This window comes from Ruminiclostridium josui JCM 17888 (assembly GCF_000526495.1).
Classification (GTDB): domain Bacteria; phylum Bacillota; class Clostridia; order Acetivibrionales; family DSM-1351; genus Ruminiclostridium; species Ruminiclostridium josui.
In genome coordinates, this window is record NZ_JAGE01000001.1 from 946,475 (window position 1) to 960,046 (window position 13,572).

Sequence of the window (13,572 nt, forward strand, 5' to 3'; positions counted from 1 at the left end):
TGTTATCCAAAAATTGCATATACTTTTTCATTAGTGTATAGTAAATTGTTTCTATTATGTAAAGTTTATTACAATTTTGTTCCTATCCAAATATTCCATTATGTGGTAATATGTGAATAACCATTAAATACGGAGGTGTCTTCATGAAAAACAAAGATAAACTTAAAGGATTTTTTTCAGGAATTATATTTTCAGCAATCATAGGGGCATTTGCATTGGGGGTAACAGTTTTTGCAGCACCTATAGAAAGCAAGCTATCAGTTGTGTATGATAACATTAAAATCTATATTGATGGGACCCTTTTCCAACCTAAGGACTCTAATGGTAACGATATTAAACCTTTTATTTCAAAGGGAATTACCTATTTGCCTGTATCAGCATTAAGTAAGGCCCTGGGAAAAGATGTTAGTTGGGATGGAAAGACAAAGAGTATTTATATAGGAAAACAACCTGCTTCAAAGGCTAAAGAAGTAACGGTTTCTAATGTTAATGAACTCTTTGACGCACTTGGCTCTAATAAACATATTAAGCTGAAACCAGGAACTTACAATATTTCAGATTTGAATCAAGATTACATTAAAAGTAAAAATATATATTGGGAAAGCGTGTACGACGGCAATGAATTAATTCTAGATGAAATAAGTAATCTGACATTGGAAGGTTTGGGAGATAGCCCTGTTGAATTAGTTGTTGAGCCAAGATATGCAAATGTTCTGACATTTAAAAATTCAAATAAAATAGCTATAAAGAATATTAAAGCCGGACATACCATTGAGAAGGGTTCCTGTGTAGGGGGCGTATTCAAATTTAATTTATCAAAGGATATAGATATATCAGACAGTATTTTATATGGATGTGGAACCTATGGAATTATAGCAGAAGATACTGAACACCTAAAATTTAGTAATTCCATTATCGAGGAGTGTACATACGGAGCAATGACTTTAAATTACTGCAAAGATTTCGCCTTTGATAATAGTAAAATCAGAAAGTGTGAAAACTATGAGTTGATTGAAATTTATTCTTCAACAAGTATAGTATACAACAAATGCGAAATATCTGATAATACATCAAGCGATATTTTATCTGTAAGCTTATCTAATAACGTTAAATTTACAAATTGTAAATTCAAAAATAACAGCCCATTTAATCCTACTCTCTTCCCTGCTGTTGATTTTACAGGAACTACTTTCGAGTAATGTTTTAGTTACATAAATTCTATTTCATTCATTAAATTAATTGTTCATGATTTTGAGTGTATAGCCGTTCAATAATGAGAACTATTTCTTCGGACGGCTATATTTACTATTTGCTCCTTCATTATCACTTAGTAAATGAAGTATTTTTGTCATATATTTCACGACTATAAGCATAATATGGTATAATGGCTATAATTGATATATTTTACTTGAAAATCAACAAAGTAATTGGTAGAATTGTTAAAAAAGCAAAATAATACCTAAGAAAAATTTAATCCAATTATATGATGTAAGAGTTTTAAAATACTGAAAAATGCAATAGTAGTAAATTAAAATATACAAGGAAATACAAATTAAAAAAGAAGGTGATAATTAGTGATTAAAAAAGTACTTGTAGCTAATAGAGGGGAAATTGCAATAAGAATTTTCAGAACACTTCGCGAAATGGGAATTTCTTCTGTTGCTATATATTCCGATAATGATAAGGATAGTACGTTTGTTCAATATGCAGATTATAGTTACCCTTTAGAGGGAGATACTGCAAAAGAAACATATATGAATATTGATAAAATAATCAAGATTGCTGTAGAAGCCGGAGTTGATGCTATACATCCTGGATACGGTTTTTTATCTGAAAATGCATCATTTGTAAAAGCTGTTGAAGATTCAGGTATTGTTTTTATAGGACCTAGTTCAGAAGTTGTCAGTTCACTAGGAAATAAATTTAAAGCTCGAGATATTATTAAAAAATTAGATATTCCATTGATTCCAGGAACTAAAAAGGTTATCTATACCTTTGAGGAAGCAGAGCAAATTGCTTCCACCGTTGGATATCCAGTAATGATAAAACCCGCTGCAGGCGGCGGCGGAAAGGGTATGAATATTGCGAATGACAGAAGTGAGTTAGAGAGCGCTTTTTATAAGAGCCAAAACTTAGCTGAGTCAGTATTTCATGATAATTCTGTTTGCTTAGAAAGATATTATGCAGATGCTCATCATGTAGAGGTTCAAATTTTAGCAGATACACATGGCAATGTACTTCATTTAGGTGAACGAGAATGCTCAATCCAAAGAAGATTCCAAAAGGTAGTTGAAGAATCCCCTTGTTTAATTATATCTGAACATATAAGAAATAAAATATTTGAATATGCAGTTTCTATTGCAAAGGAAGTTAATTATACCGGTGCTGGAACTATAGAATTTTTATATAGCAACGGAGAAGTTTTCTTTTTGGAAATGAACACAAGAATTCAGGTTGAACATGCAGTTACAGAAATGGTTACAGATATAGATATTGTAAAGATGCAAGTATTAATAGCATCAGGCTATGAACTTCCTGTAAAGCAAGAGGATATAAAAATCAGGGGACACGCTATAGAATGTAGAATTTACTCTGAAGATACAAGTAATAATTTTATGCCTTCAGTAGGAGAGATTACGTATTGTCAGCTGCCACATGGATTGGGAGTAAGGGTGGATTCTGCAATAGGACATAACTATTGTGTTAGTCATCTCTTTGATCCTATGCTTGCCAAATTAATTGTAAGAGGAAATACTAGAGAAGAAGCAATATGTCGAATGAGCAGAGCATTAGATGAGTTTATTATTGAAGGTGTAAAAACAAATATTGACTACCTTAAGGCAATAATGGAAGATACTCAATATATCAATCTCAAAGTAAATACTAATTTTTTGAAAGATAGACATGAAGAGTTAATGAATTCAGCTATGAAAACAAAGCATATTAAAAATAGGTTTAAGCAAAAGATTCCAGTTTATAGGGAAAGCATACAAAACTATAATGAAGTTGGAATAAGTGAAACTCCAGCATGTGAATTTGAACCTATCAGCGTTGAATCGAATGAAAATTCGCTACAACAGCTTGTGGATGAAATCTCTTTGCCAAGTCTTCTTTCAATTGATGGCTAAAATAAAAGCATGTAAAAGTCAAGCTTAGATGTTTTGCATTGAGCCTGTGAAGAAAAGTCTGTAAAATCAGCTTTCTATGATAAAATCAAATTATCATAGGAGGCTATTTTTTATGGCAAGAAGAAAGAATTCGATGAGCGAAGGAAAAAAGAACATTATTGCATCCCTACTTCAAGAGTATGACATCAAGACTGCAGAAGACATCCAGGAAGCACTTAAAGACTTGTTAGGGGGTACCATTCAGAGCATGTTGGAAGCCGAGATGGATCAGCATTTAGGCTATGAACCATACGAACGTTCCAATAACACCAATTACAGGAACGGAAAAAAATCCAAATCAATACAAAGTACATATGGTAAGATGGAAATTGACGTTCCACAAGATCGAGAATGTTCCTTTGAGCCACAAATCGTGAAGAAGCGTCAAAAGGATATCTCAAGCATTGACCAAAAGATCATTGCTATGTATGCAAGAGGTTTGACAACTCGCCAGATCTCTGACCAGATCGAAGAAATCTACGGATTTGAAGTTAGTGAAGGCATGGTATCCGATATCACAAACAAACTGCTTCCAGAAATTGAGGAATGGCAACAACGTCCACTATCCAGCGTTTACCCAATTGTATTCATAGATGCTGTGCACTTTTCTGTTAGGGACAACAATGTCATCAAGAAGCTGGCTGCATACATCATTCTTGGAATCAATGAAGAAGGCCAAAAGGAAGTGTTAAGCATTCAGATAGGCCAAAATGAAAGCAGTAAATATTGGCTTAGTGTCCTAAATGAACTGAAGAACCGTGGAGTCAAGGATATTCTTATACTTTGTGCAGATGGCCTGAGTGGCATCAAGGAATCCATTGCTGTAGCTTTTCCGGAAACAGAGTATCAACGCTGCATAGTCCATCAGGTAAGAAACACACTAAAATATGTTGCAGACAAAGATAAGAAGGAGTTTGCTAATGACCTGAAGACAATCTACCATGCCCCTACAGAGGAGACCGGATATGAGCGTATGATGCAAATTACGGACAAGTGGCAGGACCGTTATCCTAACGCCATGAAGAGTTGGTCTACGAACTGGGATATCCTAAGCCCGATTTTCAAGTTTTCTACGGATGTTCGCAAGGTAATCTACACAACCAATGCTATAGAAAGCCTGAACAGCACATATCGTCGTCTGAATCGTCAAAGAAGCGTATTTCCAAGTGACACAGCCCTCTTAAAGGCCCTATATCTAGCAACCTTTGAGGCAACCAAGAAGTGGACTATGACTCTCCGTAACTGGGGTAAAGTCTACGGTGAGTTGTCCATCATGTATGAGGGCAGGCTTCTGCAATAAAATCAGGACAATCAAAAACACCCTTTTGGAAGGGTGCTATTGACATGCCATTAATTTACTATTATATTGTAGACAAGTTATGAAAGCCAGCATCTGGCCTTCACAACTCTAATAAAATTATCATAGAAAGCTATTTACAGAGATTATTTCACACACTCTTTGCATTATCTAAGCTTGACTTTTTATTTTTTGTTGCGACACAAATATGAGTAAGCGTTTATTGATTCTTTTAATCAAGTCTCTTTCTAAGTCTTAGTGTTGATATAAATAATAAAGCAACAGTAAATCCAGATAGTATTATAACTTCATTTATTATATAATCAAGTCCTATTCCCTTAAGCATAACTCCCCTTACTATTGTTATAAAATATGTAACTGGTAGTATGTTTCCTATGGCAGAAACCACTTGAGGCATAGCCTGTCTTGGAAAAACAAAACCTGATAACAAAACGCTTGGAAGCATAAAAGCTAGCATCAAAAGCATCGCCTGCATTTGGTTTTTTACTATTGTTGATATAAACATACCTATTGACAATGAACATATAACAAATAAAAAACCAAGAACAAGAAGCAGGGCAATGCTCCCTGCAATATGTACATCAAACCAAAATACACATATAGCTAGTGCCAATATGAATGATAAATAACCAATAATCACATTTGGGATAAGCTTTGCAAGAATAAGTTCAAAAGATTTTATTGGAGTAACTATCAACTGCTCAATAGTACCCTTCTCTTTCTCTCTCACTAGTGCAAATGCTGTAAGCATGATAGTTAAGTTCTGAAGAATTAATCCTAGCTGTCCTGGTATAGTAAAGTTTTTGCTTTCCAGATTAGGATTATACCAAACCTTGGAATTAATTGTAATACCTCCAAGAGAAGAAATATAGCTTCCTATCTTCTCTAAACCATCTTCTTTTAATTTCTTAGAATACATTTCTGAAACAAGTAGTCCGCTGTTTAGTGCAGTCCTAGCCACAGTAGGATCAGAACCATCTATAATCAATTGAGTTTGTGCAATCTCATTTTTCTTTAAACTTTTTGCGTAATCAGCAGGTATTACTATTCCCGCCTTTATCTTACCAGAATCCATAAGATCGGATAACTCTTTTTCACTTGAAACATAGTAATCAACTTCAAAATAATTTGATGTGATAAATTTGTCCATATACTCTCTGCTTTCAGGAGTCATACTTTGGTCAAAAACAGCAGTAGGTATTTGATCAACATCTGTTTTTACTGCATACCCAAAAAGAAGCATCATCATTATAGGCATAACAATGGCTATTCTCAAGCTTATAGAGTCTCTTTTTATCTGAATTAACTCTTTACGTACAATAGAACGAAATCTAGTTAAATTGAATTTAGCTCTACTTTTTTTCATTTACTTCCCCCCTTGTTTAATTGTTATTTTTAATAAACTTCATCTCATCAAAGGTTGCATTAACTTTCTTCTTAGTAACTAGCTCAACGTATTTTATAAATACATTTTCAAGATTTTTTTCTTTTTCAGATTCTATTAATTCTTTAGGTGGAGCAGTTTTTATAATATTTCCATTTAGTATAAATGAAACTATATCACAGCTCTCTGCTTCGTCCATGTAGTGTGTTGTAACTAGTATGGTGATACCCTGTTTAGTTAACTCATGAAGTATCTGCCAGAATATTCTTCTTGACACTGGGTCAACACCAGCTGTTGGTTCATCTAATATAAGAAGTTTTGGCTTGTGTATTAGTGCACATCCTAATGCCAATCTTTGTTTCCATCCACCAGATAATGTACCAGCAAGGCTTTTTTCTTTTCCTTCAAGATTAGCCATTGCAATAAGTTCCGCTTTTCTTTCTTCACGAATCTTTTTATTTAATCCATATACACCAGCGTAAAAATCCAGATTTTCTTCTACCGTTAAATCTTCATATAGACTAAATTTTTGTGACATATACCCAAGGTTCATTCTAACTTCTTCAGTTTCTTTTACAACATCTCTTCCTAATACAGTTAACTTACCACTTGTAGGAGTTAAAACGCCACAGAGCATTCTGATAGTAGTAGACTTTCCAGAACCATTAGGTCCAAGAAATCCGAATATACAGCCATTAGGAATTTGAAAGCTTATACCATTAACTGCAATGTGATTTCCAAACTTTTTCGTTAGATTATCAACCTCTATTGCGAATTCCATAATTTGCCTCCTATTGAATCACAGTTTCTACAGTCATACCTGTCCTTATTTTATCAAGATTATCCAGAATCTTTACTCTTACTTCAAATACAGTATTTTCTTTGGCTAAGTTTGTCTCTATATTTTGGGGAGTGTATTCTGCCCTATCTGCAATATATATAATTTTCCCTTTAATATTTGCTCCTGAAAGAGCACTACATTGTAGAGATATCTCATCATTAAGTTCTATCTTATTAAGATACTTCTGCTGAATAAAAAGTTTAACTTCCATATTGTTTGGGTCTGAAATAGTAGCCACTTTTGAACCAGCATTAATTATGTCTCCTAAATTTGCAATTCTAAGTTGGTATACACCATCTGAATTAGCCTTAACTTTAAATTTTGATAATGCTAGTTTAGCTTGGTCTAATTGAGCCTTTGTTGCATCACGGTCAGCTTCTGCCTGTTTTATTTCAGTATCAGGTCTTGAATTTTCCTTTAACTGATTTATTCTTTCCTCTTTCATCCTAAGTACTGCTTCTTGTTGCTGAACTATTAAACTCTGAGCTGAAGAATCAAGTTCGAATAGAACATCATCTTTTTTTATACTGTCTCCTTCGTTTTTATTAATTTTAACTATTTTTCCTGCAACTTCACTTGCAACATCTACCGTATTAGCTTCTATTGTACCACTTAGTGTATATTTCTGTTTGTTATTAATATGACTGCATCCACAAATAAGAGAAACTAAACTGATACATGTAATTAATAGAAACATTGACTTTTTTAAATTTAATATAACTTTCTTTTTCATAGCACACCTCTATTATATAAAAATTTTAATAATAACTATTTACTTACACCAATCAAAAATGACCAGAATTTTGGCAAGCTCTGGAGTTTAACCCATATTGCCCAAACGTTTTTCTTATAATCTATATAGCTTTTACCAAATCTCTCAACTAATTCTTTCTCTTCAAAGATATTGAACCAGAATATTTGAGATATTGGAAGTATAAATCCTAGAATAATTGATACCGGGGTACCCCTTAATATTCCGAGACCAATAGAGATTCTTGACATAGCAGAGTAAACAGGATGCCTTATTATGGAGTGAATGATTGACTCAGTTTTTACACTCTCTTCTGGAAAATAAACATAGTACATAAAGAGGTTATCCACACCAAATATTTTAATAGTTTTTCTATGGAGAAGTACAGCTGAAACCACGAAATATGCTGCAATTATTGCTCTCACATATATGTTTATAATCGAACCTGACTCTGAATAAGCAAATATAGGATGCAATGCTGATGTATATATGCATGGCATAGTAGTTACATGGAACCTGTAAAAAGCCTTTCTATAAGCAACACCTTTGCCAAATTTTCTAATATACTTTTCTCTTTTACCATACATCTGACCAAGTACTGTTACCCCTACAGCAAGTATTAGGGCTTGACCTACTATCTGTGAATATTTAAATGTACGGTCAAAAAAGTAATAAAATACTGCCAAAGCAGCAACTTCACCTATTGTAATAAAATAGAACAGGAACTGGTTAATCTTTTTTTTCCCATATACTTTTTCTTCTAAAAATACTTTATTTTCCATTGTAACCTCCTCATTCATTATTAATTTTCTTCAATTATAGCCAATCCAGCACTTGCTTTTTTTACCTTTACCGGAAAGGCAGCGACTTTAAATCCAAATGGATTATCTAGACTTTGTAGATTACCTAACTTTTCAATCATATAATAAGGTCTTTTTCTTCCATGTATATGTACTGGCCACAGATAACTTTTATCTTTACTTTCAATGTAGTTATCATGCATCCACTGAAAAGGTTGATCCAATCCAAATCCATCTGTTCCTATTACCTGCACACCTAAATCTAATAAAAAATCCAGTCCTTCTACAGATAAGCCAACATACTTACTTGTATAATCCGAACTTCCCCAGTATTTTTCGCCACCTGTTCTTAAAAGCACAATATCATCTTTTTTAAGTAAGTACCCTATTTCTTTTAGTTTCTTTTCTATTTCTTCTTTTGAAATTTCTAAACAAGAATTTCTCTGACTAAAATCCAAAACAACAGCATCATTAAAGAATGGTTCTAAAGGTATCTCACTAATATCTCTACCAAGAGGACCATAATGATAAGGTGAATCTACATGAGTCCCAGTATGGGTAGATAACTTTACAAACTCAGTTGAAAGCCCCATATTATCTTTAAAATCTGCTGGTTTCAACGTCCTGCCTCTAATTAGTATTTTTATGGCATTTATTAATTTCTTTAAGAAATTTTCCCCCTTCCATAAAAGGCCCATTCCTAAATAAAGTGCCCCCTTTGTATGACTGATATAATTTATCTTAGGAGCTACTTCCTCAGAAAGAATATCGTTCTCTATTGGCATACTGAGGTCTATTATTTTTAGTGACATCTTACACCTTCCTACCTATTGCATGTACTTTCTCAGCATCAATGCACTAATTTTTCCATCAAGCCAACTTCTATGAATCACAAGTACATTTTTAACATCACGTTTTATTGTTTCAGTTCCTACAAGCATTTTGTTAAACTCAGCATCACCAGAGTCATATCTTTCTGGATGACCTGGTATAAGACCATGCTTTATAGCCATTGAACCTACAAATATATCAACTATACTGTTAAAACTCAAACAATATCCAACAACTGGTTTTGGAGTATATACTATATTTTCTCTACCCTTAAAAATTCTCTTAAGTGCTAACATTTCATAGTAATCTCCATCTTCCGAAGCGTCAGCAGTTGGCAAAACAAGATCTATTCCCTCAGAAGTCATGTTTGCATCTTCAATACATCTTGTTATAACCTTACACATGCTGTCTATGATTTCTTCGTTAAGCTTGAATGTGCAGCTTGAAGTGTTTACCGAGTGAAAGGAAACAATCTCTCCAAAAATTTCTGCTTCTCTCTTCAGTGCATACTCCTCAGTTTCGAGAGTCAAAATTCCAGCTCCGTTCGATATATGCGAGCCATCTCTTCTAATATCAAAAGGTCTATAGCGAGATTTGGATAACTTATTTTTCTCATTCAGTGCCTTAAAGAAAATATCAAATACAATATTTTCTCCTGCTCCTGCAAAAACAACATCATTGATATTTCTTTTCAGCATAGTAGCAGCAATGTTTACTGCATCAATACCTGTATTTGATCCAGACATTACCGCACAATTCTCGCCATTTGTCTTAAATGTAACTGATATCTCACCTACGTTAGCACCATAATAGAATGCAAGCCCTGTATAAGGTGAAATCTTAGGTGAACTATCTACCACAACTTTTTTCACCTGTTGGAGACCAAAATCTATTTGTGCAAACATCGACCCCATTACAACGCCAATCCTCTTGGATGCTTCTTCGTCGCTTAATTTTTTTTCAAGGTTACTTACCTTTACATTCTCAATCGCTGCAACAAGGCTATAAATCACTTGTTTATCCAAATACCTTAACTTCTTCTTCTCAATATCATATTCTGAAATATCAAAGTCGGGCTTCTTTCCGATAGTTAGGTTTACGCCTTCACTTAATTCTACTTCTTCAAATAAAGATTCTTTATTAAGTAAATTATACCATAATTTTTCAGAATAGCTGGTTCCTGGAGTCACTAATCCAAAACCTGTTAAAACAATTCTTTTCATAGTTAATCGCACTCCCCTTCCCAGTTTCTAAGTACCATAGCCATATTAGATCCTCCAAAGCCTGTAGCAGTTTTAAGCACTACATTACACCTAGAAAGTTTCCTAGCATTATTAGGTACGCAATCAAGGTCACATTCAGAGTCATGTTCAGCATAATTTACTGTTGGAGGCACAATCTTTGTCTCTAGACTCTTTATGAGTTGTACAATCTCAATTGCAGTAGCTCCACCGAATGCATGACCAATCATGGACTTTATTGACCCAATGCTTATATTCTTTGAATGCTCACCAAGTGCTTGTTTTATAGCCCTTACTTCCGCCTTATCATTTGCAAGTGTGCCTGTGCCATGACAACTTACATAGTCAATCATATCCTCAGACACATTTGCCTCTTTTAAAGCCATTTTAATAGCATCTGACCACCTTGTACCATGTTCTGATGGATGAACCATATGGTCACCATCAGTAGTTGCAGCATAGCCTAACACCTCCGCATAGATTTTAGCCTTTCTCTTTAAAGCCAGTTCAAGGTCTTCAAGTATAAAGAAAGCTGCTCCTTCACCAAAAACCATACCTGTCCTATCTTTTGAGAAAGGTCTGCATGCTGATGATGGTTCTCCTTTCCATCTTGATGTAGCTCCAATAATATAGAAACTTAAATAATTTGTTATAACCATAGGTGCATCGAGTCCACCCGCAATAGCTACATCTATGTATCCGTCTCTTATATCTCTGAAGCAGTTACCTACCGACTCGCCACCCGCATAACAACTTGTCCCAATAGACCTTAATATTCCATCTGCCTTAAAATAATGTGCTAATAATGACGGCCATGATGCCGGAGGAAAAGAATAGATAATTTCTGGACTTACTGCAGAGTTGTTTATTGTTCCTAAATATTTTGCCGATTCATTATAAGCAGATTCAATACCACCAGTTGTTGTACCGACATAAACCCCAAATTTATCTGATTCAAACAACTCTCTTGCAGCTTCAATATTGGATTTATCATAGGCTTCCTTTGCAGCTACAAATCCATACTTCATACTTCTGTCTAGATACTTTTCATAAGTATCATGTTCTAAGAAATGCTCATTGAATTTAAAATCCTTTATTTCTGCCCCTAATGCTCTTACTCCAAGTCGACTTATTCTATCAACATAGTCAACCTTGCTATCGCCTTTAATGAGGTTTTCCCACCAGTTTTCAACAGATATTCCAAGAGAGGAAACTACCCCCATCCCCGTAACAACTACACGTCTTTTTTTCATATACTCCACTCTCTCAATTTTCTTTCATTTTAGATTGTTCTACAATTATAGCCAATTAGATTTTTTTGCCCACTTAAATACATTTACAGACTTAACAAAACCACGTAAATCATTATGATAATCATCTACGTGCTGTTTAATGACCCTTTTTGCTACAGTTTTTGCAAGAAGTTTACCGATAATTGGTATCCTTATGTCATATTCCCTGAGTATGCTGAACCTGCACCTATTATCCCCAAGGTCTTTAAATATCCATCTAATCACCATATATTTCACTGGGAACGTAGGTGGATAATGCTGATAATAAATAGCTTTTTTCTCTTTATCTAAATGAAAATGTATATGAGAAGGAAAAACATTCTTTCCTACATATTCATTCAGTTCAAATTCAATTAAGTTTGGTTCTCTCTTAAGTACCTTCACATTGATTGCTGTAGGAAACAAAATTGGCCAAAGTTCTGGGTTGCCAATGGTTTCAAACGCTTCATTAACTGATAGATTTATATCAATTGAATGATTAACAAAGCATGAATTTTTAATTATTTTAGTTATCGAATGATTTGAATACTCAAGGTCTAACTTTATAGACCTAAGTGTAAGTAAGCTATTTTTCTTTATGAAAAGATTCCATGCAATCAAAGATACTATGCGACTTATTATATGAGTGTTATTATCAATCTCATGTATTGATTTTACTAATGTTCCATTATTCAACTTTTCTAAAACCCATATTCCGTTATGTACAGATAACGGTTTTGGAGGCTTTGGTTGGTTAAAAGTTATGTACTTATCTTTTTCAAAGGTTCTTACAGTTTCAATGCTCTCAGTTCCATTTGAATTACGTATGGTCATAATAACTCTTTGCTCTTTGTCATTAATAACTATTGGCTTAATTTCTTCTACATGAGGAAGTAAATCTGGCCACTTTTCTATTTCGTAAAGTCGTTTATAGACTTCACTTACTGGAGCTTGTATAAAATATTGATGATTAAATTTCATGTAATCTTATCTCCTTGTACAACACAGTTCTTTCGTTCAAGATAAAGCTTAAGTCCTTTTAACTCTCTTTCACTATTAGAGTCAATAAAAAATATCTTTGCTATGTGCGATATAAGACCTTTGAAAATCCTAAATTTAACTTCATATGTATGTGTTAGTCGGACTATGGTTTTCCCATATTTCTTCTCAACTATCCATTCACCTTTCATACTTTTTAAAGGCTTTGCCGGTTCATATTGCCTAAAAGTTACAATTTTCTTCTCATCATCATAAACTCTTTCCGATTTCCATTTGAACTCTTTGTTCTTTGTAATTGCAGTCATTTCAACTTCTATTCTGTTCTTTTCAGCCTTAAGAATCTTAGCGGCTTGACATGGTGGAAATATTTCTGGCCATCTGCTTACATCTTTTATTGCTTCATAAACTTCATCAGCATCTGCTTTTATTTCTATGGTACTTTCGGTATAATGCATAACTAACCTCCCTTTTCATGTATTCTTTAACGTCAATTCTTAATTGTCACTTTCAAGTTTATGTTTGAATTCACTTAAAACAAGTTCAGCATGATTGTACACAAAGTGTTTTCCTATTATAAGTTTTACAAGAAGATCTCCAATATAGCCGTATTTAGCTTCAATGCAGTGGATAAGTACCATCTCAAGTGTGCCGTCTTTACATTCACGTACATACCATTCCCCTGAATTTGATTTTATTGGCCATGGACTTTTTATTTGTCTAAATTTCACCTTATACTCATCTGGGAACAATTCACAATATGTTTCCATTGAAATAAAGCGTCCATTTACAGTACTCTCCATGTATCTTATAAATGAATTACCTTTTTTCTCTAATATAGATACTTTCTTACACTCTTTTATAAAATTTGGCCACATTTCCGAATCCACAATAAGCTCATAAGCCTTATCCTTACTAGCAGCTATTTTACGTGTATTTACAAACATATGCATCATAGACCTGGTTATCCCC

At 33.8% G+C, this 13,572-nt stretch carries 13 protein-coding genes; 3 read left to right on the top strand and 10 right to left on the bottom strand.

From position 1 onward, the window contains the following. Positions 1-143 precede the first annotated feature (143 nt). The 3 genes from K412_RS0104410 (at position 144) to K412_RS0104420 (ending at position 4,467) form a co-directional block, all read left to right on the top strand. Positions 144-1,199, top strand: a complete 1,056-nt coding sequence (locus K412_RS0104410; protein WP_024831999.1) for a right-handed parallel beta-helix repeat-containing protein — start codon at positions 144-146, stop codon at positions 1,197-1,199. Positions 1,200-1,574: 375 nt separating this feature from the next. Next, complete coding sequence (locus K412_RS0104415) at positions 1,575-3,128, top strand: acetyl-CoA carboxylase biotin carboxylase subunit (RefSeq protein ID WP_024832000.1); 1,554 nt, start codon at positions 1,575-1,577, stop codon at positions 3,126-3,128. Between the two features lie 112 nt (positions 3,129-3,240). Beyond that, the gene (locus tag K412_RS0104420; protein WP_024831416.1) at positions 3,241-4,467 is read left to right on the top strand and encodes an IS256 family transposase; all 1,227 of its coding nucleotides are present in this window, start codon (positions 3,241-3,243) and stop codon (positions 4,465-4,467) included. A gap of 229 nt (positions 4,468-4,696) precedes the next feature. Here the strand turns inward: K412_RS0104420 and K412_RS0104425 are convergent, their stop codons facing one another. Genes K412_RS0104425 through K412_RS0104470 form a run of 10 tightly spaced genes read right to left on the bottom strand, consistent with a single transcriptional unit; the run spans position 4,697 to position 13,556 of the window. After that, the gene (locus K412_RS0104425) at positions 4,697-5,851 is read right to left on the bottom strand and encodes an ABC transporter permease (RefSeq protein ID WP_024832001.1); all 1,155 of its coding nucleotides are present in this window, start codon (positions 5,849-5,851) and stop codon (positions 4,697-4,699) included. Between the two features lie 16 nt (positions 5,852-5,867). Continuing rightward, the gene (locus K412_RS0104430; protein ID WP_024832002.1) at positions 5,868-6,650 is read right to left on the bottom strand and encodes an ABC transporter ATP-binding protein; all 783 of its coding nucleotides are present in this window, start codon (positions 6,648-6,650) and stop codon (positions 5,868-5,870) included. Between the two features lie 10 nt (positions 6,651-6,660). After that, the gene (locus tag K412_RS0104435; RefSeq protein WP_024832003.1) at positions 6,661-7,443 is read right to left on the bottom strand and encodes an HlyD family secretion protein; all 783 of its coding nucleotides are present in this window, start codon (positions 7,441-7,443) and stop codon (positions 6,661-6,663) included. Between the two features lie 35 nt (positions 7,444-7,478). Further along, the gene (locus tag K412_RS0104440; protein ID WP_024832004.1) at positions 7,479-8,243 is read right to left on the bottom strand and encodes a methyltransferase family protein; all 765 of its coding nucleotides are present in this window, start codon (positions 8,241-8,243) and stop codon (positions 7,479-7,481) included. Positions 8,244-8,263: 20 nt separating this feature from the next. Further along, positions 8,264-9,073 carry a cyclase family protein gene (locus K412_RS0104445; protein ID WP_024832005.1) on the bottom strand — a complete coding sequence of 270 codons (810 nt, stop codon included), beginning with the start codon at positions 9,071-9,073 and terminating at the stop codon, positions 8,264-8,266. Between the two features lie 15 nt (positions 9,074-9,088). Next, positions 9,089-10,315, bottom strand: coding sequence for a beta-ketoacyl synthase N-terminal-like domain-containing protein (locus K412_RS0104450; protein ID WP_024832006.1), 1,227 nt, complete (start codon positions 10,313-10,315; stop codon positions 9,089-9,091). A gap of 2 nt (positions 10,316-10,317) precedes the next feature. Further along, a complete protein-coding gene (locus K412_RS0104455; protein ID WP_024832007.1) occupies positions 10,318-11,586 on the bottom strand; it encodes a beta-ketoacyl-[acyl-carrier-protein] synthase family protein in 1,269 nt (422 codons plus the stop codon). Positions 11,587-11,631: 45 nt separating this feature from the next. After that, positions 11,632-12,585 carry an SRPBCC family protein gene (locus K412_RS0104460; protein WP_024832008.1) on the bottom strand — a complete coding sequence of 318 codons (954 nt, stop codon included), beginning with the start codon at positions 12,583-12,585 and terminating at the stop codon, positions 11,632-11,634. Beyond that, entirely contained in the window at positions 12,582-13,058 is a 477-nt protein-coding gene (locus tag K412_RS0104465) for an aromatase/cyclase (RefSeq protein WP_024832009.1), read from the bottom strand. Before K412_RS0104465 ends, K412_RS0104460 begins: the two co-directional genes overlap by 4 nt. Positions 13,059-13,097: 39 nt before the next feature. Continuing rightward, entirely contained in the window at positions 13,098-13,556 is a 459-nt protein-coding gene (locus K412_RS0104470; RefSeq protein ID WP_024832010.1) for a type II toxin-antitoxin system RatA family toxin, read from the bottom strand. Positions 13,557-13,572 lie beyond the last annotated feature (16 nt).